The organism is Xenorhabdus griffiniae (assembly GCF_001028135.1).
Lineage (GTDB): Bacteria > Pseudomonadota > Gammaproteobacteria > Enterobacterales > Enterobacteriaceae > Xenorhabdus > Xenorhabdus bakwenae.
Genome location: NZ_LDNM01000147.1, coordinates 1 through 1,977, shown reverse-complemented (window position 1 = coordinate 1,977; position 1,977 = coordinate 1). Strand labels below are relative to the sequence as shown.

At 47.5% G+C, this 1,977-nt stretch carries 1 protein-coding gene and 1 pseudogene; both read right to left on the bottom strand.

What is annotated here, in order from left to right:
* Positions 1-690 precede the first annotated feature (690 nt).
* Positions 691-1,083 carry an antiterminator Q family protein gene (locus tag AAY47_RS18845; RefSeq protein ID WP_047771856.1) on the bottom strand — a complete coding sequence of 131 codons (393 nt, stop codon included), beginning with the start codon at positions 1,081-1,083 and terminating at the stop codon, positions 691-693.
* A 453-nt stretch (positions 1,084-1,536) separates the two neighbouring features.
* A pseudogene (locus AAY47_RS18840) lies at positions 1,537-1,977 on the bottom strand (replication protein); the annotation flags it as partial.

Sequence of the window (1,977 nt, the reverse complement as noted above, 5' to 3'; positions counted from 1 at the left end):
TCAGCCCATAAATCAGGATTTTCTTTCATCTTCATATTCCACCCCATTTGAACAATGGGCGTCCGTGGGGTGAACGATGGTTACCCCTGTGATTGAGTTAATAGGAGATGCCGCCCTCAGAATTGAGGGCGTAGATACGCAATGTGCGCCGCTTATAGCAGGCCTAGCCTGCCCGTTTTTAGATGTTAAATTGTGATCCTGCCGATATGAGCGTTTGCGGTCGGCTGGAATAGGTAACTCCGCAACGCACCCAACACTGTCTCGGTAGTTGGCGACCAAATATGCCATTCGTTGACCGCTCACCCCAGTTGCCGTCTCAAAATACCCCCGTATAGCGAGATTTAAACGATTGTGAGCGGTCAACGAATGGCACAGATAATTTGTTAAAAACAGGCCCTATTTAACATAATGGTTCTTACACGAACCCCGACTTTTCAACTCAATCAAAACGCTACCTCAAACATGTAAAAGCGACAATCTTCTCGCTCATTTTAGGCCATTTCTCGATATAACATTTTGTTAACAAATCGCCACTATTAGGGTTCAGGTAAATCTCGATGTCTAACGGTTGTTTTCCCAAGTTTCCACTTTTCGCCCAAAAGAAAAGGCGCCCAATGTTAGGCGCCTTTTCGCAGGGTATAAAAACCACTCTTATCACAATAGCACAGTTTTTGCGGGTCGCACTAGTTTTCATGTTTCGATTGGTTGATTTTTAACCATTAAATCCATATCTAATTGAATTCCCAGTGTATCTAGACACCCGGCTACGAAACGCTCACCGCATTGTATACGGTGCCTGACCTCTCGCTCGTTTGTTTCGTATTGGCGGGCAATCTCGCGTTTAGAACGCCCGTGTATGTAATGCTGTTGGATATATTCCAATTCCTCGCCCTGCCCTATTGCCTGGAGTCGTGCCACGCACAAATCAATGATCAATCCGTCCTCGTCGCTGCATGTCAGCCGGGTATCGCCGTTCGCGGGCAGGAGGCCGCTGAACCCCGCAGCAACAGACGACCAGCCAACATTGGTTAGATTTGACGACCACCCGCCCCATCGAACTAAAACTTGCTGAATATTGCGCATAGAATTTTGCCCTGTAGTTTCGTGTACTGTGAAAACTTTTACCAGTTGCCGTCGTGCTTACGTGCCGGTGTGCTTTATCCGGTGCGAACGCTAGTCGCGTCGAGCTAACTAGCTGTTATATATATATGTGTACCAACCTGTAGCAACCTGTACCATCGATCTCTTAACCTTTCCCTTGAACGCCTTATATATATAATGGGGTAGTTATAACTAGGTTGGTACGGTTGGTACCGTAGGTACACGCCTTATATTCTCTGGCCTGAAAGCGTACCAACCCTACTCCCTCGGTTGGTACAGGTTGGTACGTCAACCCCACCTGTACCAACCGTACCAACCTAGTTAATATAAAGTTAGTGGATTGACTCGAAGATCCGCGTGACTTTCCCACCCACACGCCGCTGAACACGTTTAAAATTACACGCCTGCAAAACATTACAAATTCTCATTTCTTCGCGTATGATAGAACCGCTCAATGCGGGGTATCCCATCCCATTTCAGGCTATTCAACCATTCAATAGCCGAATCGAAGGGATTTTCATCCGCAACCAATAACACCACATCCCGAACAAGCTCACGTCCGACGGCTTTAAAGCCCCGCTTTTCCAACGTGATACGCAAACGCGAGTATTCAGCATCACTGAATGTCTGCCACTGAGATGTGCCCGATGGTGCGAACATGATTTCATCTCGGAACTGATCAAAGCGGATATCGACCCCAACAAAATCAGGACGGGTTACCGCTTTGAATGCGTTGTCGATGGTTGCTTCGATCTGCCCATACTTATCACGTTTGAACGCTGGCAACGGTGCAGGCTCAGCCACTTCGGTAGAGGTCAGATCCTCAAAATCGCGCACCCCAAACTCAATAGCGTTGAGGAAATCGCCATCATTACG

Coding starts and splice junctions, on each gene's coding strand:
- AAY47_RS18845 (WP_047771856.1), bottom strand. CDS start 1,083: ATGCGCAATATTCAGCAAGTTTTAGTTCGATGGGGCGGGTGGTCGTCA.